This window comes from Hymenobacter daecheongensis DSM 21074 (assembly GCF_900141805.1).
GTDB lineage: Bacteria > Bacteroidota > Bacteroidia > Cytophagales > Hymenobacteraceae > Hymenobacter > Hymenobacter daecheongensis.
In genome coordinates this window covers 72,395-94,187 of sequence record NZ_FQYN01000003.1, presented here as the reverse complement: position 1 = coordinate 94,187, position 21,793 = coordinate 72,395, and the positions used below count along the sequence as shown (strand labels likewise).

Annotated in this window: 23 protein-coding genes; 12 read left to right on the top strand and 11 right to left on the bottom strand. The window is 63.2% G+C overall.

The window, feature by feature from the left end:
• Positions 1-37: 37 nt before the first annotated feature.
• Together BUB62_RS06125 and BUB62_RS06120 are read left to right on the top strand one after the other, a co-directional pair.
• A complete protein-coding gene (locus BUB62_RS06125; RefSeq protein ID WP_073107554.1) occupies positions 38-406 on the top strand; it encodes a thioredoxin domain-containing protein in 369 nt (122 codons plus the stop codon).
• A 163-nt stretch (positions 407-569) separates the two neighbouring features.
• Positions 570-1,322 carry a YdcF family protein gene (locus BUB62_RS06120; protein ID WP_073107552.1) on the top strand — a complete coding sequence of 251 codons (753 nt, stop codon included), beginning with the start codon at positions 570-572 and terminating at the stop codon, positions 1,320-1,322.
• A 176-nt stretch (positions 1,323-1,498) separates the two neighbouring features.
• Here BUB62_RS06120 and BUB62_RS06115 read toward each other — a convergent pair whose 3' ends face one another.
• Positions 1,499-2,899 carry an NAD-dependent succinate-semialdehyde dehydrogenase gene (locus BUB62_RS06115; protein ID WP_073107549.1) on the bottom strand — a complete coding sequence of 467 codons (1,401 nt, stop codon included), beginning with the start codon at positions 2,897-2,899 and terminating at the stop codon, positions 1,499-1,501.
• Between the two features lie 231 nt (positions 2,900-3,130).
• Here BUB62_RS06115 and BUB62_RS06110 point away from each other — a divergent pair, with 231 nt between their 5' ends.
• The 5 genes from BUB62_RS06110 (at position 3,131) to BUB62_RS06090 (ending at position 6,632) form a co-directional block, all read left to right on the top strand.
• Positions 3,131-3,688 (top strand): RNA polymerase sigma factor, encoded by a 558-nt coding sequence (locus tag BUB62_RS06110; RefSeq protein ID WP_073107546.1) that lies wholly within the window; start codon positions 3,131-3,133, stop codon positions 3,686-3,688.
• Between the two features lie 2 nt (positions 3,689-3,690).
• A complete protein-coding gene (locus BUB62_RS06105; RefSeq protein ID WP_073107543.1) occupies positions 3,691-4,539 on the top strand; it encodes an anti-sigma factor in 849 nt (282 codons plus the stop codon).
• A gap of 61 nt (positions 4,540-4,600) precedes the next feature.
• A complete protein-coding gene (locus BUB62_RS06100) occupies positions 4,601-4,939 on the top strand; it encodes an arsenosugar biosynthesis-associated peroxidase-like protein (protein WP_073107540.1) in 339 nt (112 codons plus the stop codon).
• A 123-nt stretch (positions 4,940-5,062) separates the two neighbouring features.
• Positions 5,063-5,593, top strand: a complete 531-nt coding sequence (locus BUB62_RS06095; protein ID WP_234988638.1) for a rhodanese-like domain-containing protein — start codon at positions 5,063-5,065, stop codon at positions 5,591-5,593.
• A 148-nt stretch (positions 5,594-5,741) separates the two neighbouring features.
• Positions 5,742-6,632, top strand: a complete 891-nt coding sequence (locus BUB62_RS06090; protein WP_073108494.1) for a hypothetical protein — start codon at positions 5,742-5,744, stop codon at positions 6,630-6,632.
• 18 nt (positions 6,633-6,650) lie between these two features.
• Here BUB62_RS06090 and BUB62_RS06085 read toward each other — a convergent pair whose 3' ends face one another.
• The 3 genes from BUB62_RS06085 to BUB62_RS06075 form a co-directional block, all read right to left on the bottom strand.
• A complete protein-coding gene (locus BUB62_RS06085; RefSeq protein WP_073107537.1) occupies positions 6,651-7,985 on the bottom strand; it encodes an MptA/MptB family glycosyltransferase in 1,335 nt (444 codons plus the stop codon).
• Positions 7,982-9,442: a cellulose synthase family protein gene (locus BUB62_RS06080; protein WP_073107535.1), complete on the bottom strand. Its 1,461-nt coding sequence runs from the start codon at positions 9,440-9,442 to the stop codon at positions 7,982-7,984. Before BUB62_RS06080 ends, BUB62_RS06085 begins: the two co-directional genes overlap by 4 nt.
• 187 nt (positions 9,443-9,629) lie before the next feature.
• A complete protein-coding gene (locus BUB62_RS06075; RefSeq protein WP_073107533.1) occupies positions 9,630-10,340 on the bottom strand; it encodes a glycosyltransferase family 2 protein in 711 nt (236 codons plus the stop codon).
• A 181-nt stretch (positions 10,341-10,521) separates the two neighbouring features.
• Between BUB62_RS06075 and BUB62_RS06070 the strand changes: the two genes are divergently transcribed.
• The 3 genes from BUB62_RS06070 to BUB62_RS06060 all read left to right on the top strand — a co-directional run bounded on the left by BUB62_RS06070 (position 10,522) and on the right by BUB62_RS06060 (position 12,892).
• The gene (locus tag BUB62_RS06070) at positions 10,522-10,986 is read left to right on the top strand and encodes a peroxiredoxin (protein WP_073107530.1); all 465 of its coding nucleotides are present in this window, start codon (positions 10,522-10,524) and stop codon (positions 10,984-10,986) included.
• Positions 10,987-11,054: 68 nt separating this feature from the next.
• Positions 11,055-11,795 carry a GAF domain-containing protein gene (locus BUB62_RS06065; RefSeq protein ID WP_159437412.1) on the top strand — a complete coding sequence of 247 codons (741 nt, stop codon included), beginning with the start codon at positions 11,055-11,057 and terminating at the stop codon, positions 11,793-11,795.
• Between the two features lie 95 nt (positions 11,796-11,890).
• Positions 11,891-12,892, top strand: a complete 1,002-nt coding sequence (locus tag BUB62_RS06060; RefSeq protein ID WP_073107524.1) for an alpha/beta fold hydrolase — start codon at positions 11,891-11,893, stop codon at positions 12,890-12,892.
• 227 nt (positions 12,893-13,119) lie between these two features.
• On the opposite strand, the gene BUB62_RS06055 is transcribed toward BUB62_RS06060, so the two are convergent.
• From BUB62_RS06055 to BUB62_RS06040, 4 genes are all read right to left on the bottom strand, one after another.
• The gene (locus tag BUB62_RS06055; RefSeq protein WP_143164052.1) at positions 13,120-13,605 is read right to left on the bottom strand and encodes a hypothetical protein; all 486 of its coding nucleotides are present in this window, start codon (positions 13,603-13,605) and stop codon (positions 13,120-13,122) included.
• Positions 13,606-14,106: 501 nt separating this feature from the next.
• Complete coding sequence (locus tag BUB62_RS06050) at positions 14,107-15,468, bottom strand: 4Fe-4S binding protein (protein WP_073107518.1); 1,362 nt, start codon at positions 15,466-15,468, stop codon at positions 14,107-14,109.
• Positions 15,469-15,641: 173 nt separating this feature from the next.
• Positions 15,642-15,869, bottom strand: coding sequence for a hypothetical protein (locus tag BUB62_RS06045; protein WP_073107515.1), 228 nt, complete (start codon positions 15,867-15,869; stop codon positions 15,642-15,644).
• Positions 15,870-15,944: 75 nt separating this feature from the next.
• Complete coding sequence (locus BUB62_RS06040) at positions 15,945-17,288, bottom strand: NAD(P)/FAD-dependent oxidoreductase (RefSeq protein WP_073107512.1); 1,344 nt, start codon at positions 17,286-17,288, stop codon at positions 15,945-15,947.
• A gap of 222 nt (positions 17,289-17,510) precedes the next feature.
• On the opposite strand from BUB62_RS06040, the gene BUB62_RS06035 reads away from it, so the two are divergent.
• Positions 17,511-17,882, top strand: coding sequence for a hypothetical protein (locus tag BUB62_RS06035; protein WP_073107510.1), 372 nt, complete (start codon positions 17,511-17,513; stop codon positions 17,880-17,882).
• A gap of 288 nt (positions 17,883-18,170) precedes the next feature.
• Positions 18,171-18,869 carry a carboxypeptidase-like regulatory domain-containing protein gene (locus BUB62_RS06030; protein WP_073107507.1) on the top strand — a complete coding sequence of 233 codons (699 nt, stop codon included), beginning with the start codon at positions 18,171-18,173 and terminating at the stop codon, positions 18,867-18,869.
• Positions 18,870-18,946: 77 nt separating this feature from the next.
• Here BUB62_RS06030 and BUB62_RS06025 read toward each other — a convergent pair whose 3' ends face one another.
• The 3 genes from BUB62_RS06025 to BUB62_RS06015 form a co-directional block, all read right to left on the bottom strand.
• Complete coding sequence (locus BUB62_RS06025; RefSeq protein ID WP_073107504.1) at positions 18,947-20,419, bottom strand: APC family permease; 1,473 nt, start codon at positions 20,417-20,419, stop codon at positions 18,947-18,949.
• A gap of 188 nt (positions 20,420-20,607) precedes the next feature.
• On the bottom strand, positions 20,608-21,141 hold the full coding sequence (locus BUB62_RS06020) for a hypothetical protein (RefSeq protein ID WP_073107501.1): 534 nt from the start codon (positions 21,139-21,141) through the stop codon (positions 20,608-20,610).
• 23 nt (positions 21,142-21,164) lie between these two features.
• On the bottom strand, positions 21,165-21,743 hold the full coding sequence (locus tag BUB62_RS06015; protein ID WP_143164051.1) for a hypothetical protein: 579 nt from the start codon (positions 21,741-21,743) through the stop codon (positions 21,165-21,167).
• Positions 21,744-21,793: the final 50 nt, after the last annotated feature.

The following is a 21,793-nucleotide window of genomic DNA, read 5'->3' as shown; positions in this document are numbered from 1 at the left end:
CCACGAGGCAGATTTTTGCCTTGTTCGTTTTGCTACTATGCTGCCTGAAATAAAAGAAGCTGACCGCCAGCGGGTGCTGGATACTGATGATGCGGGCCTGCGGCGCTACACGCACGAGCACCTGAAAGTATTCGCCAAGTTCACCTCCGACAACTGCGCCACCTGCGAGCTGCTGGCCCCGCCCTTCGCCAAATTTTCTGATGATGAGCTGTTTCGGTCGATCCTGTTTCTGCGCTTGGCTTCGGAGGAAAACCCGGTGGCCCTCAAGCTGATGCAGGACAAAGTAGCCCCGTTTTTCGTGAGCTACTGCCAGGGCCAGCTGCTGGAGTGCGACTCGCTCACCACCGAGGCTGAAGTATATGATATGCTCCAGCGCCTGCGCCATTTCCGGCCCCTCACGAATTAGACTGGGCGGGCTGTAGCGCGAAAATCCGTTTCGCGACGAGTGAAGCGAGTAGCCGGAGCCGCGCAGGACCGCCCACTCGCTTTGCTCGTCGCGAAACGGATTTTCGCGCTACAGCCCGCCTGGATTTCTGCCCGCCCGGCTTTTTCCCGCTAGCTTCGCGGCCGTGTTTTTCCTGCTTTCCAAACTCCTGCTCTACGCCCTCATTCCGCTCGGAATCTGGGTGCTGGTGCGCCTGAGCCGCCGCCTGCGCTGGCGCCGCTGGCTGGTGCCGGCCGGCCTGGCGCTGTTCGTCATTGGCACTAACAACGCGCTGAGCAACGAAGCCCTGCTGGCCTGGGAGCTGCCGCCGACCCCGCTACGCGGCCTCGGCCCCCACGATGCGGCAGTGCTGCTCACCGGCATCACCGAAATCCGCAAGTCGCCGCACGACCGGGTGTACCTGGGGCCGGGGGCCGACCGCCTCACCAACGCGCTGTGGCTCTACCGCGCCGGGCGCGTGCGCCGCATTATCATCAGCGGCGGCTCGGGTGCGGTAGGCGCGGTGGCCCACACCGAGGCCCGCGACCTGTACACGCTGCTGCGGCTGGCCGGCGTGCCCAAAGCGCACATTTTACTGGAAGAGCGCAGCCGCAACACCCGCGAAAACGCCCTGTTCACGAAGCAGCTGCTGGCCCGCCACCCCGAAATACAGTCGCTGGTGCTCATCACATCGGCCTTTCACCAGCGCCGCGCCCTGGGCTGCTTCCGCCGTGTGGGCCTCGCGCCCACGCCCTGGCCCGCCGATTTCCGCACCACCGACCGCCAAGCCGACCCCGCCTACTGGCTGCTCCCCAGCGCCGGTGCTACCGTGCGCTGGTCTTTGCTGCTGCATGAGATGGTGGGGTACGTTACGTATAAAGTGCTGGGCTACTGTTAGAAAAAAGCCTGTCATTGCGAGCAAAGCGAAGCAATCCGTCCTGGACAATGAGTTGAGCTTTGATTAAACAGAAAGCCCTGACGCAAGGCATACGTTAGGGCTTTCTGCTAAAAAGCAGTTTCGCACATTTCAGAGGACGGATTGCTTCGTCCTTCGTCCTCGCAATGACAGGGTGCTTATTCCACTTTCTTCCTGCCTGCCGGCGCTACCTCGCCCCCAATCCAGATGCTTTTCTGATTGACGAACTCCCGAATGCCCAGGTGCGACAGCTCGCGCCCGTAGCCGGACTTCTTCACGCCCCCAAACGGCATTTCCGGCGATGATTTTACCATCGAATTTACGAACACCGCCCCGGCCTCCAGGCGACGGGCTAGGGCTTCGCCGCGCTTCGCGTCCTGGGTCCAGATAGCGGCGCCCAGGCCGAAGCGCGAGTCGTTGGCCAGGCGAATGGCATCGTCGTCGTCGCGGGCTTCCAGGATGATGGCCACGGGGCCGAACAGCTCCTCGGCGTAGGCCCGCTGGCCGGGCTTGACGTTGGAAATAATCATGGGCCGGAACAGGGCGGTGCCGGGCTGGCTCTGGCCGCCGTACAGCTCCACTTTCGCCCCGGCCCGCACCGAGTCTTCTACCTGCTGGGTCAGCTCGTCGGCCAGGTCGGGGCGGGCGAGGGGGCCGTATTGGGTGGCCTCGTCGAGCGGGTCGCCGGTGCGCAGGGCCAGCAGGTGGATTTTGAGCTGGCTGATGAAGGGCTTGATAATGGAGCGGTGCACGATGAAGCGCTTGGCGGCAATGCAGCTCTGCCCGGCGTTGATCATGCGGGCCTGCGCGGCGGTCTGGGCGGCCAGCGCCAGGTCGGCATCGGCCAGCACGATAAACGGGTCGGAGCCGCCCAGCTCCAGCACGGTTTTCTTGATGGCGGCCCCGGCGGCGGCGGCCACTTTCGAGCCCGCCAGCTCGCTGCCGGTCAGCGTCACGGCCATCACCCGGTCATCCTGAATCAGCTTTTCCACCACGTCGGAGCCGATGAGCAGCGTGCGGAACGTGGCGGGCGGAAAGCCGGCATCGTGAAAAATGGCTTCCAGCGCCAGCGCACACTGTGGCACGTTGGAGGCGTGCTTGAGCAGGCCCACGTTGCCGGCCATCAGGGCCGGGGCGGCGAAGCGCACCACCTGCCAGAAGGGAAAATTCCAGGGCATCACGGCCAGCACCACGCCCAGCGGCTCGTGGGCAATGAAGCTGCGACGGGCCGCGGTCTGGATGATTTCATCGCGCAGAAAATCCTCGGCGTGGTCGGCGTAGTAGTTGCAGGTGAGGGCGCATTTCTCGATTTCGGCGCGGCCGTCGGTCACGGGCTTGCCCATTTCCAGCGCCATCAGGCGGGCCAGCGCATCCTGCCGCTCGCGCAGCAGCGCGGCGGCGCGGTGCATCAGGCGGGCGCGCTCGGCAAACGGCGTTTGGGGCCAGGTGCGGGCCGCTTTGGCCGCCTGGGCCAGAATTCGCTCGGTTTTGGCCCCGGAAAAAGCCGGGAAGCGCCGCAGCACGCGGCCGGTATAGGGGTTGAAAGACTCGATGGCCATGAGCAGAGAAGTAGGGGAGAAGGCAAACGAACAGCCGCGCCGGCTATGCCAACGAAGCGCGGGGCGGTCCGGTTTAGGCGGGCGGCGAGCTAAGCGGCCGATGCGCCAAAATACGCTGCCCAGCACCATCATCGCGCAAACCATATCGTGGGAATACGCTTTATCAGTACATTCGCCTCACTGTTGGCTGGCCTGGCTCTCCCCAGGCCGCCTTTCATCCCAGCTGCTCCCGTGACACCAACCCCCCCCGAAACCTCGACTCCAGACTTTGAGGCGCATCTCGTGCAGCGCCTGCGCGCCCGGGACGAGTCGGCCATGACCTTGTTCTACGACAAGTATTCGGCCGCTCTGTACGGGGTCATTCTGCGCATTGTGAAAACGGAGGAAGTGGCCGAGGACGTGCTGCAGGAGGGTTTGGTGAAGATCTGGCACTCTTTCCCTTCGTATGACGCCACCAAAGGCCGCCTGTTTACGTGGGTGCTGAACGTGTGCCGCAATTTGGCCATCGATAAAATCCGCTCCCGGCAGTACCGCGTAAGTAGCCGCACGCAACCTTTAGAGGGCAGTGCCGCGTTGCGCCAGGCCGCCGTACCTACGTTTCGGCCCGAGCACATTGGTTTGCAGGACATGACGGCCAAGCTCAACCCCGAGCAAAAGCAAATCATTGACCTGCTCTATTTTGGCGGATTTACGCAAAGCGAAGTGGCGGAAGAACTCAACCTGCCCCTGGGAACGGTGAAAACCCGGGCCCGGGCGGCCATCAAAGTATTGTCAAAACTGATTCGATAACCGTGAACACCCAGGACTACATCGAATCAGGCATTCTCGAAGAATACGCCCTCGGCCTGCTCAGCGAGGTCGAGCGGGCCGAAGTGGAGCGCCGCGCCGCCGAAAGCCCCGAAATCCGGCAGGAGCTGGCCACCATCGCGGCGGCGCTGGAAAGCTATGCCCAAGCCCACACCCACACCCCGCCCGCCGGAATGCGCGAGCGGGTGCTGGCCGGCTGGCAGGCCGCCATTCACCAGGAAGCGCCGTCCTCGGCGGCTCCTGCAGGTCCGGCGACGGAGCCCGTGGTGCGCCAGCTGGTGCCCGAAGCGGAAGCCCCGGCTGCGCGCTTCAGCTGGCTGATGGCGGCTTCGGTGGCTTTGCTGCTGTTCAGCGCGGCGGCTAATCTGGTGCTTTATAACCGCTGGAAAGATGCCGAAACCAGCCTGGTTATTGCGCAGAGCGAGCAGGCCCGCGTGGCCACCACCATGCAGGCCGTAAACAAGTCATTGGCCAGCCGCACGGCCGAGCTGAGCGTGCTGCGCAGCGACGAGTTCAAATCTATTGAGCTGGCCGGCATGCCGGCCGCGCCCACGGCCAAAGCCCGCGTGCTCTACAACGCGGCCACCAAAGCCGTGTTTGTGGATGTGCGCAACCTGCCCGCGCCGCCCGCCGGCAAGCAGTACCAGCTCTGGGCTCTCGACCAGGGTAAGCCCGTGGATGCCGGCATGCTGGCCGCCACCACCACCGCCGGCGACAGCCTGCAGCAGATGAAGGACATCGGCAGCGCCCAGGCTTTCGCCATGACGGTGGAACCCGAAGGCGGCAGCCAGAACCCGACGATGGAAACCCTGACGGTGCTGGGCAAATTTTAGCCGAGCCTGATTTGGGCGCTTGCCTCAACCCACCCTTTCATCTTTTTGCGCTTTGCTTCCCATGGAAAAAAACACCTACTACAACCCCGCTGACCTGGCCAAATTCGGCAACATCACGGAGTGGCAGCCCGAAATGGGCCGCAAGTTCTTCGATTACTACGGCGAGGTTTTCAAGGAAGGAGCCCTCACGGAGCGCGAAAAATCCCTGATTGCCCTGGCCGTGGCCCACGCCGTGCAGTGCCCCTACTGCATTGATGCCTACACCACCGACTCGCTCCAGAAGGGTGCCGACGAGGCCCAGATGATGGAAGCCGTGCACGTAGCCGCCGCCATCAAGGCCGGCTCGGCCCTGGTGCACGGCGTGCAGATGATGAACAAGGCCAAGGAAGTTTCGATGTAAACCCATAAGCGGCGGTTGCACCAGTTCGGCGGCTTTTTCGGCTGTCGGGCCGGGGCAACTGCCGCCAATGGTGTTGAAGTGCCGGAAGCAGTACCGATGAATAAGCTCACTCTTCCGCCGCCTGTGAGAAGCACGTGGGGCGTGCTGGCGGGTCTTTTGTGCTTGCTGGCGCTGCCCGCGTGCAGCCAGGAAAAGGTGGCGGCCGCTGGCCCTAGTCCGGCCTATGCCCAGCTGCTGCGTACGCTCTACCGCGAAACGGTGCCCACCATCCGGCCCGCCGAGCTGGCCGCATTGTGCCAACAACCTGATGCAGTTGTGCTGCTTGATACCCGGACCACGGCCGAATACCGCGTCAGCCACCTACGCGGGGCGCGCTTCGTGAATTTTGAGCAGTATGAGCAAGCCACTTTCCCGGACCTGCCCCGCAACCGGCCGGTGGTGGTGTACTGCTCCGTGGGCTACCGCAGCGAGCGGGTGGGGGAGCGGCTCAAAGCCCTGGGCTTTAGTAATGTGCGCAACCTCTACGGCGGTATTTTTGAGTGGGTAAACGAGGGCCACGCGGTGTATAATGCCCAGGGCCGCACCACCGATATTCACCCCTATTCGGCCCTGTGGAGCCTCTGGCTGACGCGCGGCAACAAAGTGTATGAGTAGCCCGGCCGAGTAGTAATGGTTGTAAGTCCGGGCTGAGCAGCTTTCCGGCCTCGGTTTATGATAAGGACCGGAGCGTCCCCGGCGGGCCGGAACATGGCGGGCATTTGCGCGTACTTTAGCGCCATTGTTCCGCTTTTCCACCGTGCGTATGCGTCAGGTCCGTTGCTCGTTTTTACTGCTGCTTCTCTGGGGTTGCTTTTCGGCCTGCTCGGAGCAGGGCGCGAAGAAAAATGTGCCCCCGCCCAAACCAACCGTCGATGCCGCCCTTACGCGCCTGCTGCCGCATTTCAACCAGCAGTGGGCCATGCACAAGCTCTGGGAAGATGGGCTGGCGGAAGTTGCCACGTATGATGCGGAGCGGGAGATTTACAAGAAAACACGCCGTTTCGCCTACACCCTGATTACGGTGAAGGAGGAATTCAACCAGGAATTCGACGTGAAGACCGACGACTACCAGCGGCCCGATGTGTTCCCGGTAATGAAGGTGAACCAGTTCTGCCGCATTCCCACCGAGCAGTACCCGTACCATTTCCTCACGTCGCTGTTCTTTCGGCGCGACCAGCCCGTAGCGCTGCACAAAATGACTACTTCCTCGCAGGAATGGTGCGGCACCACCTTCAAAGCCCTCACCGACGACGGCACGAAATACGCGCAGACCTACAATTCGTACTGGGACGGCCAGGGCACCGGCCAGCGCCGCCTGCGCCACGATGTGCTGTTTGAAGACGCGCTGCCCTACACGCTCCGCGCCCTGAATTTCGAGGCCAAACCCACGTTTGAAGCCACCATCTGCGACCTGCAGCAGACCAGCAAAGTACTGCCGGCCGTGTATTATCAGGCCCGGCTAAGCGTGGCGGAAGCCGCCCCGGCCGACGCACCCGAGCCCGCCTGGCAGGTGCGGGTGCAGCTCGACGCGCAGAAACAAAACACGTATTGGTTCGCCAAAAAGTACCCCAACGTGTTGTTGCGCCAAACCACCTGGGACGGCCGCACCCTGACGCTCAAATCGGTGCGGCGCTACGTCTACTGGACGCACTAAGCCAGCCGCGCCAAGCTGCTATAAAGCGGCTGATGCGCGCTTCCTGTGCCAGATTTCCCAGCCCAGCACGGTCAGTACCACTGCGTATTCCAGCGCCACCAGCGCCAGGTTTTCGGCATACACCGCGCTGCGGTAGGCTCCATACGACAGCACCGCCGCCCCCGACCACACCACTGCGAACCGCCAGCGCGTGAGCACGCTCAGCGCCACCAGCGGCGTGAGATACCACGGATGCACGGTAGTAGCCAGCAGATAGTAGCCCGTCAGTGCCGCCAGCGCCGCAGCAGGCAACGTGCGGAGGGTGGGCTGCTTCTCCAGCCTGATAACGGCGGCCAGCCAGACCACCGCCAGCACCCCCAGCCCTGTGCCGATGTGGGCAATTTCATTGTAGCCGCTAAGCTGGTAGCCGATGGCCCGCGCCAGATAATACAGGCTGGCGTTGAACTCGAATTTGTGAAAATACAGGTCGAGGCTGCGGCCCACATTCTGTACCAGTTCCGTGGTCAGGAACGGAATAAACAACAGCAGCAGTCCGCCCGCTACTAGGGCCGCGTACTTCAAAAAAGCCTGCCAGCCCAGCCGGCGCAGCAGCAGCGGCAATAGCAGCAGCGGCAGCAGCTTCGCCCCAATGCTCAAAGCCAGTGCCGCCGCCGACAGCCCCCGCCGGCCCCGCGCCAGCGCCCACAGCGCCGCCAGCAGCCCACAGATCAGCAGCGCCTCGAAGTGCAGATTGCCGGTCAGCTCCACGATGACCAGCGGGTTAAGCAAGTACAGAAACCCCTTTTCGGCCGCCAGCCCGAAGTGGCGCAGCAGCGCCAGCAGCAGCAGCGCCGTGCCAGCCTCCGCCGCCAGCAGCACGAGGCGCAGCATCAGCACGAACCCCCGCTCATTGCTCGGAAACAGCCAGCTGGCCGCCCCGAAAATGGCCTGGCACACGGGCGGATACACCGAGTAGTAGTGCGGCGAGTTCATCCGGGGGTACAGCGCGGCCAGCGGCGAACTGGGCGCGGCGGCCCGCGCCGCCGCGGGGCCGGCTAGCTCATCAGGGCGGGCGCGGTAGGGGTTTTGGCCCGCGGCCACGAGGGCACCATCCCAGCGGAAGCGGTGGTAATCGTCGGAGAGGGCGGGCAGGGCCGGGAGCCAGAGCAGGCGCAGCAGCAGCGCCGCTAGCAGACCGGAGCGCACCGGCAGCGGCCGGTGCAGCAGCCACGCATAGCCCCCGAACGCGGCGGCAAACAGCAGCAGCAGCTGCCCGAACGCCGGGCGCGGCGTGGCGTAGGCCAGCAGCCCGTAGGCGGCGGCGCTGCCCAGTAGCGCCACTATCTGGCTGGCAATGAGGGGCCGCCGGCTCATGCCGCCAATCGATTATGCCGCACCGAATAATAGAACACCAGCCCAAACCCCACCGTGAGCAGCAGGTGCAGCGGCAGCAGGCCCAAATTGCCGAAGTGGATTCCGGCCCCCAGCCCGAACAGGAAATACAGCGTGAGCACGCCTTCCAGCACGGTACGAACATCGAGGCCCTGGGTGCGGTAGCGGCGCTGCCAGCGGCCGGCCGGCCGCACCAGCCCCATTTTGGGTGTGCGGATGAAGGCCGATTTGCGCCCCGCCAGTCCCGCCGCCACGGCCAGCGCATTGTGCAGCGAAAGCCCCATCGACATGGCCAGAAACAGCAGGAATTTCGGCACGAAAGCCGGCCAGGGCCGGGCGGGCTCGGCCAGCCGCCACGCCGTGAAATAGTAATAGATAAGTGGGGCCAGCGCCAGCAAAAACACCGAGGCCAGCTGAAAAACCAGCTTGAACCCAGGCAGCCGCTCGCGCACAAATACCAGCGGCACGCTCAGCACGGCCATCAGCAGAATGGCAATGAACACGGTGCTGTTTAGCAGATGAAACGTGGCGTGCACTTTCGTACTCAGCGCCAGGCCCGAGCGCAGCACGCGGCCCAGGTGCTTGCGGGCGGTTTCGGCCCCGCCCTTGTTCCAGCGAAACTGCTGCGAGCGGAGCGCGTCCATGGCGGCGGGCAGCTCGGCGGGCGCGGCCACCAGCGGCAGGTACACGAAGCGCCAGCCCCGCAGCTGCGCCCGGTAGCTCAGGTCGAGGTCTTCGGTGAGCGTATCGGCATGCCAGCCGCCGGCCTGCTCGATGCAGGTGCGCCGCCACACGCCGCCCGTGCCGTTGAAGTTGATGAAGTGCCCGCCCGCGGTGCGGCCCACCTGCTCCACCAAAAAGTGCGCGTTCAGCCCAAATGCCTGCAGCTCGGTAAGCAACGAATCGGGCTGGTTGAGGTGCGTCCAGCGAGTTTGGACCACGCCCACGTCGGGGGCGGAGAAGTGGGGGATGGTGCGGCGCAGGAAGTCGGGCGCGGGCACGAAGTCGGCGTCGAAAATGGCAATAAACTCGCCATTGGTGTGTAGCAGGCCGTGGGCCAGGGCACCGGCTTTGTAGCCCTCGCGGGAGGGGCGGCGCACATGGTCGAGGCGCAGGCCGCGCTGGCGGTGGTGCGCGATACGGGCGGCGGCCAGGGCCACGGTTTCGTCGGTGGAGTCGTCGAGGACCTGGATGTGGAGGCGGTCGGTGGGGTAGTCGAGGGCGGCCATGGCATCGATGACGCGCTCCACCACGTAGCGCTCATTATAGATGGGCAATTGCACCGTGACGAGCGGCCAATGCGCGGGTGCGGCAGGCGCGGGTGCGGGCGGGCGGCGGTAGGCGCGGCGGGCCAGCCGCGTGAGGTGGAATTGCGACAAGCTGAAGCCCAGAATAAAGACCAGGCACAGCCCGTAGAGGACTAAAAGCGCAATTTCCATTTTAACTGCCTGGGGCGTGGGTTTTGGAGGGTGGTGGGGTAGTTAGCAATGCGCCAATGTACTGTCATGCTGAGCTTGTCGAAGCATCTCTCCCGCTTCATTGCCATGGTAACCCAACGAAGCGGGAGAGATGCTTCGACAAGCTCAGCATGACACGTGGTGTGGTGGCAACTGCAACAGTCACCCCTCACAAGTACTTGAAAATCGTCCAGAGAATCTTGTAGCCGGCCCCCAGCGTGCCGCGCACCGTGCCCGAAACCTTGGAGATGCCGATGCGGCGGCGGTAGCGCACGGGCACTTCCTGGCTGCGCAGCTTCAGCTTGGCGGCTTTCAGCTGCATTTCCACCGTCCAGCCGTAGGTTTTGTCTTCCATTCCAATCTGCTTCAGTGCCTCGGTGCGGATGGCGCGGAAGGGGCCCAGGTCGGTGAAGCGGGCCCCGTAGAAGGCCCGCATGAGCGAGGTGGCCAGCCAGTTGCCGAAAATCTGCTGGGGCAGCATAGACCCGCTTTCCCGCTCGCCCAGCGCCCGCGAGCCAATGACCATGTCGGCCTCGCCGCGCAGCAGCGGGGCCAGCAGCCGGGGCATTTCCTCGGGGTAGTCGGAGTAGTCGCCGTCCAGAAATACGATGATTTCGGGCTGCTCGGCCGCGGGGCGGGCGAAGCAGTGGGCCATGCCGGCCAGGCAGGCGTGGCCGTAGCCGGGGCGGGGCTCGCGCAGCACGGTGGCCCCGGCGGCTTGGGCCACGGCCCCGGTCTGGTCGCGGGAGTTGTTATCGACCACCAGCACTTCGCGCACCAGCCCGGCCGGAATCTCGGCCAGCACGCGCCCAATGGATTGCTCTTCGTTGTAGGCGGGAATGATGACGTCGATGAGCGGGGCGGGGGGCGAAAAGGGCATTGGCAACAAACGAGAGGACGGCGGATACGGATTGCGCCGCGAAGCGGGCCGGCCGGCGGAAACCTCCGGCAGCGCCGCAAAGATGCGGCGCAGAAGTGGCAGAATCATCAGGCGCGCCGAAACCTTCGGCGGCGCAAATTGCTTTCACGCTATATTATCTCTCCTTCTCAACTCCCGCTTCATGCTTCAGGTAGGCGACCAGGCTCCCGATTTCACCCTCAAAACCACCACCGGCGACACTTTCCGGCTGGCCGACCAGCGCGGCCAGCGCAGTGTGGTGCTGTATTTCTACCCCAAAGACGACACGCCCGGCTGCACGGCGCAGGCCTGCTCGTTCCGCGACCAGTACGAGGATTTTCAGGACTTGGGGGCCGAGGTAGTGGGCATCAGCTCCGACGATGAGCAGTCGCACCAGAAATTCACTGAGAAGCACCGGCTGCCGTTCCCACTGCTGGCCGATGCCGGCGGCCAGGTGCGCAAACGCTACGAAGTGCCCCGCGCCCTGCTGGGCCTGCTGCCCGGCCGCGTCACGTTCGTGATTGACAAAAACGGCGTCATCCAGTACATCTTCAACTCGATGAGCGGCGCCACCGACCATGTGCGCAACGCCAAGCAGGTTTTGGAAAAGCTGGCTCAGACGGCGTAAGCCCGGCCCGCCGGAATAGCGTACTTTTGATAATTCCGGCGGTTGGGAAGGCCCCTGCTTCTGTTTTCTTGCTCTTCTTCTCCCTCGCTATGAACATGCTGCCCGAGTCCCTGATTCCTACCAATGATGCGGGCCGTGTGCGCAGCCTGCACCACTACCAGATTCTGAACACCACGCCCGAGCCGATTTTCGACGAGTACGTGGCGCTGGCGGCCCAAATGTTCAACCTGCCCATCTCGCTGATTTCGCTGGTCGATGAGCACGAAGTGTTTTTCAAAGCCAACGAGGGCCTGCCGGGCCTGGAGCCCGTGCCCCGGCCCGACAGCCTGTGCTCGGCGGCTATTCTGCAAAGCAAGGTGCTCACCTTCACCGACCTGAACACGGAGGCGTGCAGCCTGGTGAACCCCTACGTGGCGCAGTCGGCGGGGCTGCGCTTCTATGCCGGCGCCGCCCTGCACATGCCCGATGGCTCCAATATCGGCTCGCTCTGCGTGATTGGCCGCGAGCCGCGCCCCATCGAGCCCCAGGAAGAAGAAATGCTCTCGATGCTGGCCGAGCTGGTCAGCCTCACCATTGAGCTGCGCTACGCCTACCTGAGTCGCGACCGAGCCTACGAGTGGCAGGCCGCGCAGCGCGAGCTAGAAGAAATTCTGCACGACCACACCGCCCTGGCCCGCTACCTCACCACCCGCGCCATCACGCCCGCCGCCACCGCCCGCGACCTGAACACCGTGGCCCGGCGGCTGGCCGAACTGCGCGAAATCATAACCGGCCACCTGGCCGAGCTGGCCGAAACGCCCGCTCAGTAGCGCACTACGCAAATGGCTAGCGGCGGCGGAAAATTCGGTCCGATGTCCTCAAGTAGCTGTTTGGCGTAGTAGGAGGCCACCTTCGCTCTGCGCTTATGCTTCTCCGTTTCCAGGCTGCTTTGTTGCTGGGGTTGCTGCTGCGGCTGCCGGCTCTGGCCCAAACTCTTCCGTCCACCTCGCTCAATGCGACCCTCGACGGTTATGAATACCCGTTTCCGGTGCAGATCCTGTCGCTAAAGCTGGAAGGGCAGGCGCTGCGCATGGCCTATATGGAGGTGCCCACCACTGCCCCCGCCAACGGCCATACCGTAGTGCTGCTGCACGGCAAAAACTTCTTTGGGGCGTATTGGCGCGAAACCATCAGGGTGCTGACGGCCGCCGGATTCCGCGTAGTGGTGCCCGATCAGATCGGCTTTGGCAAGTCTGATAAAGCCGATCTGCATTACTCCTTTCATCAGCTGGCCCGCAACACCAAGCGGCTGCTCGATACGCTGGGCGTGTCGAAGGCCATTATCGTGGGGCATAGCATGGGCGGGATGCTGGCTACGCGCTTCGCGCTGCTCTACCCGGAAGCTACCGAAAAGCTGGTGCTGGAAAACCCCATCGGCCTCGAAGACTACCGCGTGGGCGTGCCGTTTCAGAGCGTAGATCAGGCCGAAGCCGCCGAGCGCCAAACCACCGAAGCCAGCCTGCGCAAGTACCACGCAACCTACTACCCCGGCGGCTACCCCGCCGCCCACGACCAGTGGCTGCTGCCCTTGGCCGCCCAGACCCGCAGCCCCGACTTTGGGAAAGTAGCCCGCGCCAATGCCCTCACCTTCGACATGATTTACCAGCAGCCGGTGAGCTACGAATTCGGCCGCCTCGCGGTGCCAACGCTGCTCATCATCGGCCAGCAGGACCGCACCGTGGTGGGCAAAGGGCTGATAAAAGACCCGAAAACGCTAGCTCAGCTGGGCCTGTATCCGGCCCTAGGCCGCCGCACCGCCGCCCAGATAAAAGGCGCGAAACTGGTGGAGTTGGAGAAAGTAGGCCACATTCCGCATCTGGAAGTGCCGGCTGAGTTTCACAAGGCGCTGCTGGGGTTTTTGCGGTAGCCGAAGCGGGCATAGGACCGAACTTCGTGGTGTAAGTTGTGTTTTTTGCGTATTGAAAACGCTCATTTACAGCTTGTAAAATATCTTGCGTCTGTACCTAGACCACCGTTTGATTGGACGCCTTGGCAACGACCTCGGCTTTGCTCGACGGCCCAGGCCGGGTATTTAGCATCGGGCGGAAGGAGTATCTTCGAGGTGGCAGGTGCTGCCTGCTGGGGTGTCGGGCCTCAGTTCCAAATAACATCCGGGGTGCTTTGCGTGAGTTCCTGGGCGTTGGCCAGCCGCAGGCGAATCTGGAACTGCTGGCGGGCGTTATCGGCGGGCTTGGGGCTGATGCGCAACACAATGGAGCTGTTTAGCCGGTATAACTGCCAAGTTTTGGTTTTAAGCGAATCCGGGAGTTGAGACAATGGGAATTCCGCGCGGCTATTCTCAACGGAGCAGCTCACGAAGGAATTCAGCGACTGGCCCGCGGCCCTGCCGTTAAAGAGTCCGGTACTGGTCAGGACCACCTCGGTCACTTCCGACTTTAATCCCTTTGTTCCTTCGTCAGCGCACTGCAACGCCTGGGCAGGGCCGATGAAAGGCGAGCCGGCTGAGCCTTGGGCTACAAAGTCGAGTTGGAACCGCAGTGTGGCCCGCAACTCCGCTGCCGAGGTGCGAGCGCCGCTGGTGAGCGGCTTGCCGGCATCGTCGGCCAACCCCAGGTCCATGGCCTTCAGGTATACGTAGTCACGCGTTGCCTGTCGGCAGCAGGACACGGGGAGCAACCCCAAAAACACGAGTACCAAGAACGAGCGGAGTAGGACAGTTTTCATGGCGGGTAATTACAGTCGGCTACCGCGTGGGTGGGATAGCCAACACCGGCGAAAATTAAAGGTAGGCTTTTCTCCTTCCAGTAAACGACAGGAATCAACCTGGTAGTTAGTGGCCAGCAGGCCGCTGTAACACTGAGCGAGTTTAAGAAACTGGTTTACCATCATTCGCTCTCAAAATACCCCGCAGGAATGAGTAGCGTAAATACCCCAGCTGAATTCCTACCCCGCCAAAGTACCACGCCGGTAGCCCGCCGCTTAAGGAGGCGAAAGTCACACTTGCTCTTGGAGGGAGGTCATAGCTACGATTATATCCAAGGAGCAGAGCCTAGATAGATTCGTCACCTACCACAATTAGTACTATCCCTGAGCAGCTTATTACGCACTCCTCCACATTAATCAGCTCAAAATCTGCAGGCTATCCGAATGAATCAGCGGCGAAGCCTGATACCGCCCCTCGCGGGGGCCATTCTCCAGGTTGAGCACGCCGCGGGGGCAGGCCGTGCTGCACATGCCGCAGCCCACGCACGAGGCCCGGATGATGGGCTCGCCGCGCTGGGCGTACTGCTTCACATCAATGCCCATCTCGCACACGTTGGAGCAGTTGCCGCACGAAATGCACTGCGCCCCGTTGGTACTGATGCGGAAGCGGGAAAAGTGCTTTTGGAGCAGACCAAGATATGCGGCCATCGGGCAGCCGAAGCGGCACCACACCCGCGCCCCCATAATGGGGTAGAAGCCCACGCCCACCACACCCGAGAATACGGCCCCAATCACGAAGCCGTAGGTTTTGCTCAGTCCTTCGGCAATGGGCTGCAGCACTGGCACCGCCCCCGAAGCCGCCGCCCACAGCAGCGCCGTAACCAGCACGATAAAGACCAGCACCGAGTAGATGATGCGTACTTCCCAGCGCCAGGCGGCCCGGCTTTTGTCGGCGAGCTGGCGGTAAGGGTCGCCGGCGGTTTCGGCCAGGCCGCCGCAGCCGCACACCCACGAGCAGTACCAGCGCTTGCCGTAGAAATAGGTGAGCACCGGCGTAGCCAAGAACGACATTACCGCGCCCCAGAACACCATGAATACGCCCAGCGCCTGCCCGTCGCGCAGGAGGTAGCTCACGGTGCCGGGAAACAGATAATCGTATTTCAGGGGCCAGAAATAGGAGAAATAGAACTCCGGCTTCTGAAACAGCAGCAGCAGGCCGGGCAGAAGGAAGCTGAACCCAAGCTGGAAAAACATGACCGAGCCCGTGCGAATGAGCTGGTAGCGCGAGTGGCGGTATTTCCACAGCGCCCGCCCGCCCATCAGCAGCACCGCCAGCGTGTAGAAGGTGCCGTAGAGAAACCACTGATCCGAGGGCTTGCCGCGCAGCGCTTGGCTGAATGGGTCGAGGGTGCGGATCAGGTTTTCGAGGTACGCCGGGAACCAGTAGAGCAGCACGTAAAAGCCCGTGAGCACCAGGCCCAGCACCCAGGCACCCGCGCCGCGGCTGGTGCTGGCCCGCAGCCAGAGGTTGTCCTGTTGCACCCCGGCCGGCTTCGGCCCGAATTTCAGCGCCGCCCAGGCCAGCGTGCCGCCGCTGAGCAGCGCCAGCGCCAGATACATGCTCAGGCGGGCGCGGTCGGCATCGGCCGTGCAGGCGGCTGCCAGCAGCGCCAGCAGCCCCAGCGCCACGGCCGCCAGCGTCAGCTTTTCGGGGGCCGGCGTGGCCGGCAGCGGCGGGTGGGCCAGCGCCAGCGAGGTTTCGGCGGGAGAGGTAGGCATGGGAGAGGGGTGGAGGGTGGGGGCTGAGTAGTCTCGCGGATTCGTTGCTATCCGTCTGTCATCCTGAGCCTGCGAAGGACCTTATCACGGAAGAACGACAGTTGTAACAACGACTCGCGCTGGTGTGATAAGGTCCTTCGCAGGCTCAGGATGACAGGTGGCGGGCTTATGGCTCAATGGTGATGATGATGCCCTTCACCCGGCTTGCCGAACAAATTCATTAGTGAAGCCACCACATACAGCGCCGTCCAGCACACATACAGCCAATTGAAGCCCTCGGGCTGGCGGTGCACGAAGAAATGCAGAATCAGGTGCGCCCCGGCGCTCATCAGCAGGCCGGTGAGGGCAATGGACTGGTAGCTGTTGAGGGCGCTGGGCTTATAGAGCTTGGAGAAATCCACTAGGTGAAAAGTTGAAAGGTGAAGGTTGAATGCTCAATGATAAAGGCAGTATGAACGACAAAATGCATTCAACCTTCAACCCTTAAAACTCAACATTCCAAAAAGTCCTTTACGGCGCTGCAGCGCCACCGGCTGCTGCGGAAATTGGCCGTTGAAGTGCCGTACGATGGCCGGCTCGTGCTGGCGGAAAAATTCGGGGTCGAAGTTGGCCGCGCCTAGCTGCGCCAGCACGGTGGGCAGCGGGGTGCGGGCCGCAATCCAGGCGGCGCACACCTCGTGGCGCAGGCGCAGGCCGAGGGCGTTGACACCCAGTACCGCCCGGTCGCCGGCCGCCTCAAATGTGATGCGCAGAGCGTGGCGGCCGCTGGGGTGCTCCCAATAGAAGCTGTCGAGGCCCGCCACGGGCTGGGCGGGCACCTGGCCGTAGGTCTGGTATTCGAGGTGGAAGAACTTGGCCGAGTTGAACCAGGTGCCGCGCCGGTAGGGCGTGGGCTGGCCGCAAATAGTGTGGGCCACGGTTTCGCCCTGCATCCGGCCCGTGTACCAGAGCTGCTCTATGGGCACCTCGCCCGCGCCGGGCCGGCGATGCTGGGCGCAGTCGCCGGCGGCGAAGATGTGGGGTACGTTGGTTTGCAGCAGCTCATCGACCAGGATGCCCCGGTCGGTTTCCACCACCGAGTTTTGGGCCAGGCTCAGGTTCGGCGTCACGCCGATGGCCAGGCCCACCCACTGGCAGGCAATTTCCTCGCCCGCCGTGGTCACCACGGCCCGCACGCGGCCTTCGGCATCGCCCAGAATCTCGCGCAGCTCGGTGCGGTAACGCACCTCTACGTGGTTTTCGTCGAGCTGCTGCTGCACCAGGTTAGCTTCTTCGGGCGGCAAAACGGAGGCCCAGTAGTGCGCCTCGCGCACCAGCATGGTGACCGGAATACCGCGCGAGTGCAGCATTTCGGCCAGCTCTATGCCAATCAGGCCGCCGCCCACTACCACGCCGCGCCCGATGTTGTGGGTGTCGCGGGTCATTTTCTCCAGATCGGGGAGGCTGTAGAGGCCCTGCACGCCGCGCAGGTGCTGGCCGGGCCAGCCGGCCGAGCGGCTCACGGAGCCGGTGGCCAGCAGCAGCTTATCATAAGGCAGCTGCTGGCCGGTGCTGAGCCGGACGGTTTGCGCCACTGCATCGAGGCCGGTGGCGGTGGCGTGGAGCAAGTCGAGGCGGTTTTCGCGCCAGAACCAGTCCTCGTAGGGCTTGATATCGGGGTAGCGCAGGTGGCCCATGTACACATACATGAGGGCCGTGCGCGAGAAGTGGTGCGTCGTCTCGTCCGAGACGAGCGTGATTTCGGCCGTGGGCTGCAGCTGCCGCACCGTGCGGGCCGCCGTGACGCCGGTGATGCCATTGCCGATGATAACGAGGCGCATAAAAGTGCGATTGGGGGCGGAAGGGGCAAAAAGGCCGAAAAGCCGGCCCCAGGCTTCAAATGTAGCCCGCCCGCCGCACAAATCCGGTGGGCCGGTGCGGGCGCGGCCGGCGGCTGCTACACCTACTGGTTCGGGCGCTGCTCGGTTTTGGCGGGCGCACCAACTATGCCCGGCAGGGTGCGTAAAAGCCTCATCTAACTTCCACCCAAAACACTCGTTGCTATGGCCATCGACCCCGAAAACGACTCCGCGAAAAACGATATTCCCAAGAACGAGCGCCTCGAAAACGAGAAGGACTTCAAGCAGGGCGAAAGCAACGGCAAAGCCCAGGACGATGCCTCGGCCCACCGCAACGTGGGGGCCCACGGCTACACCCAGCGCTCCGACCAGAAAGACCAGCTCGAAAATCTGCACATCGGCGGCAGTGAAACCAGCCCCCAGGGCGGCAACGACCACCACACCGCCGGCGAGCAGGCCCAGGGCCCCGGCTTCGGGGTAGAAGGCAGCTACGACCTGGCCAATGGTGTGCGCAGCCAGGACCAGGAATTTGGCGAAGACGCTCCCAGCGGCCCCGCCAAGCCCGCCCACGATTAGCCCCCGGCCACTTCAGCTTCAGCGAACAGCTCCCCGCCACTTAGCGGGGAGCTGTTTGCGTTATTGGCCCGCGTTGGCGGCGGCAACCAAGGCTTTTGGGCCCTCGGCGGCCCGGCCGCTACGGAAGAGTTTGCGGCAAGGTTATGCCATTATTATGTTTGTGCGCTACTTATTCTATATCTTTAGAAACCAATAATAAGCCCCCGCCCGCCAGGGGCTTTGTTTGAAGTTTCTGACCTTCTTTTTCAGCTTTCAACCTGCTCTTTCTCTCAAATTAACTTCACCCCTATGCCAACCGAAAATTATACTCCCGACCCGGAAAACAACGATATTCCTCTGGAAGACGAGGAGCAGGCCTTGTCCTCGGGCAATGGCAAGCTGGCAATGATTGTGGGGGGTGTGGTGCTGCTGGCGGGCTTGGGCTACGCCTTCGTGCCCGACAAAACCGGCAAATCGGCCATATCCAGCGTCATGCCGTCCATCACGCTCGGCGATGCCACCGTGACTGGCAGCCGCCCCGCTGACGAGGAAGCCGCCGCCACTACCGAAGAAGCCAAGCCGGACGAGGAGAAAGCGCAGCCCGCTACGGCTACCGTGGCGGCCCGCCCGGTGACGCGGCCCGTAGCGGGCACGGCGACTACCACTACCGCTTCAGCGGCGCAGCCGGCTGCCGCGCCGGTCGTGGAGGAAGCCGCCCCGGCTCCCGCGCCCGCCGCTGCCGCCGAGCCCGCCAACGTGACCCTCTCGGGCCGTATTCTGGACGAGGAAGGGCAGCCGATGGCCGGCGCTACCGTGATGCTGAAAGGCTCGCGCAAAGTGACCAGCACCGATGCCAACGGCAACTACAGCCTGGAAGTGCCCGCCGGCGACAACACGCTCAGCTACGGCTACGGCGGCTACCAGGACCAGGAAATGCGCGCCCGCGGCTCGCAGCCCATCAACGTGACACTGCTGCCCAAGGAGACCGGCAAGCGCCGCCGCAAGTAGCCGATTCGGAGGCTCTGTTAAAACGAAAAAGCCCTTCCGCATCAGCGGAAGGGCTTTTTCATGGCATAAAATTCAGTCTATTCCACCGGCTGCTTCCGAGCGAAGCGGTTGCCGAACAGGAAGTATACCGGCACGCCTACGGCCACCAGCAGTAGGCCGCGGCGGGAGAATTCGGCCGTATCCGGGGCGATGAGCAGGATAACGCAGAACGTGGAGGCCAGCAGCACGTAGAGCAGCGGCACCACGGGGTAGCCCCAGGCACGGTAGGGCCGGGGCGCGTCGGGCCGGGTGCGGCGCAGCACGAAAATGCCGATGATGGTGACGACGTAGAACAGGATTACGGAGAACATCACGTAGTTCAGCAGCTGCCCATACGAGCCGCTCAGGCACAGCAGGCAGGCCCACAGGCACTGCACCCACAGCGCCCGGCCCGGCACGCCGGCCCCGTTTAACTGGGCTAAGCCAGGGAAAAACAGCCCGTCTTTGGCCATGGCAAAATACGCCCGCGCCCCGCTGAGTATGATGCCGTTATTCGCCCCGAAGGTGCTCAGCATAATCAGCACGGCCAGCACGTAGGCCCCCGCCGGCCCCAGCACCGACTCGGCCACGGCGGTAGCCACCCGGTCGTCGGTGGCATACATAATGCCGCGCCCGGCAATGGTGGCGGCATCGGGCGAGCCGGCCAGCGGCAGCACCAACAGGTACACGATGTTGATGAGAATATACAGCGCCGTAACGATGGCCGTGCCGATGGCCATGCTGCGCACCAGCGTGCGCTCGGGGTTCTGGATTTCCTCGCCCGCGAAGCCGATGTTGTTCCAGGAATCGGAGGAGAACAGGGAGCCCGTCATGGCCATGCCGATGGCGATGAGCAGGGCCGAGCCGCTGATGGGCACCGTGGCCGCCGAAACGCCGGGGGCCGCATGGCGCGTGGCCGTCCAGAGGTCGGCGAAGTTGGCCTGAATGGCTTCGGAATTGATACCAAAGAACACGCCCAGCAGAATGAGTAGGCCCAGCGCAATAAGCTTGGTGCTGCCCAGCACGTTCTGAATCAGCTTGCCGGCCTGCACGCCGCGGGCATTGATGGCCGTGATGGCCACAATGAGAATGATGGCCAGCAGCTGCACGCTGCTAAAGTCGAACGGGCCGATTTTGAACAGCAGATTCTTCACGCTGAACCACGGAATGAGCACGCCGGTAAACTTGGCGAAGGCCACGGCCACGGCGGCAATCACGCCGGTCTGGATGACGAGAAACAGCGTCCAGCCGTAAAGAAAGGCCGTGAGGCGGCCAAAAGCCTCTCGCAGATACACGTACTGGCCGCCTACTTTTGGGAACATGGAGGCCAGCTCGCCGTAGCTGATGGCCCCGGCCATCGTGATGAAACCCGTGACGAGCCACACCACCAGCAGCCATCCCGCGCTGCCCACCTGCCGCGCAATATCGGCCGACACGATGAAGATACCGGAGCCGATCATGCTGCCGGTGACCAGCATAATGGCATCGAAAAGGGTAATGGCGCGCTTAAAATGGCCTTGCTGCTCGGACATTGGAGAGGGAAACGGGGTTTAGGGGCCGGAAGATAGGATGTTGGGAAGGATTATGGATAATATTCTATACTGCTCGTGGCGGCGTGGGTGCTGGTTCCCGCAGAGGAGCGCGGAGGAGACGCAGAGGTATGCAGAGCGCTGACGGCCCCGAAATCCGGGCAATCCGATTAATCCGAAAAATCCGTGGTTTAGAATTCGCTGCGGTCGTACCAGCTGCGCATGCGCCAGGGGGCGTCTTTGTTTTTGCGCACCAGCACCAGGCGGGCCGAGCCGGCGCCGGTGAAATTCTGGTCGTCGCGCTGCTCGATGCTGAGCTGGAAGGCGCGCTCCACGTAGACCAGCGTATCGGAAAAGGCCGTATCGGAGGTGGGCAGGTACTGCGTCCACTGCAGGTTGGCGCTGCGCGAAGCCCGGAACAGCTTGTAGGTGGTGCTGATTTCCACGTCGCGGTTCCAGGAGCGGTCCACGTTGTTGGCGAAGTCGCGGTAAGTAAAGATAAAGCGGCGGTCGAGCAGCTGACCGTAGAGCGTGGAGTCGCGCAACTGGTAGCTGGCCCGGAACCGGTCGAAGAAGCCGCGCACCGTCACGGGGTTGCCCAGCAGCTGGTTAGGGTCGCTCACGGCGTCGTCGAGGGCGGGAGCGAAAGGGTTGCAGGCCGCCAGCCCCAGCAGCACCAGGGCCGGGGGCAAAAAACAGAGCGACGGCGGCAGCGGCAGTTTCATGCTGACAACTAAATAACTGAAAATCAATGGCTGATAAAATATTTCTTCAGATCCGTCCAGCTGGCCTGGGTGCCGGCGGTGCGCTGGTCGCGCCAGCCGGCAATCTTCCACTCATTGTTGCGCCGCCGCACCACCAGCCGGATATTGCCCTCCAGCAAAGCCGGCCGGAAAGCCGTGTCCTGCTGCGCGATGCGCAACTGGTAGAGCGCGGAAATCTCGGCCGAATCGGTGGTGAAAAACTGGTCGCGGCGGTTGGTAAATGTCAGCTGATTGGTGGCAGTGGCGGCGGAGTGGCGGCGCAGGCTGTTGAAATAGTCGCGCTCCTCGCTCACGCTCCAGTTGGCAAACAGGGCCGCGGTGGTGCCGGCCGCCGTGGGGTCGGGGATGAAGCGGTAAGCGGGGCCGCTGAAGCACCGCTCGTAGTTGGCCGGGTTCAGGCGCTGCACGGCGGTGGTAAAGTTGGCGAGTAGAATATCAATCTGAGTAGGCTGCAGCCACTCGCTCACTGCGTCGGCGGGCTCCGGCTCGCGCAGCTGGAAGCAGCCGGGCAGCAACAGCATCGGGAGTAGCAGGAGCAGCAGGAGGGAAGCCGGGCGACGCATGAGCGGGGAAGTTGAACCTCAATATACGGGCTGCCAAACTATTGTCATGC